This window comes from Vibrio sp. 2134-1 (assembly GCF_033339495.1).
In genome coordinates, this window is sequence record NZ_JAWOUS010000598.1 from 1 (window position 1) to 622 (window position 622).

Sequence of the window (622 nt, forward strand, 5' to 3'; positions counted from 1 at the left end):
CGCGTGGCGATGATCATGATGTTTTCCGTCTCGCCTTCTACGCCGTAGTTTTCTGAGCGGTTGTCACCGTGGCCATCGCGGTTCTCTTCGCCATTGGCTTCGTTATGTTTGTGCTTGTAAGAGACTAAATCTTGCAACGTGAAGCCATCGTGGTAAGTGATGTAATTTACCGTGAGTTTGTATGGCCAGTTGGCGGCGCTGTAGATATCGCGAGAGCCCATAAGGCGAGTGGCAAACTCTTTCAAATAGCCTTGATCACCACGCCAAAAACTGCGGGAAATATCGCGCAGCTTGTCGTTACATTCGTTCCAACCAAATGGGAAGTTACCAACTTGATAGCCATTAGGGCCAATATCCCACGGCTCGGCAATCAATTTAGTTTCACGCAAAATCGGGTCTTGAGCGATGGCTTTGAAAAATGCCGCTTCCGGGCTGTAATCATCCCCTTGACGTCCCAAAGTGGCGGCCAAATCAAAACGGAAACCGTCGATTTTGAATTCGCTAACCCAGTAACGCAGCGTGTCCATAACCAGGTTTAATGCTGGTTGATAGGTGAGATCGACTGTGTTGCCACAACCAGTGTAGTTGGCAAAGTGATTGCCGTGCTTAATGTAAAAGCGAG

Annotated in this window: 1 pseudogene; it reads right to left on the bottom strand. The window is 48.7% G+C overall.

From position 1 onward, the window contains the following. A pseudogene (locus R7R78_RS27450) lies at positions 1 to 622 on the bottom strand (glycogen debranching enzyme); the annotation flags it as partial.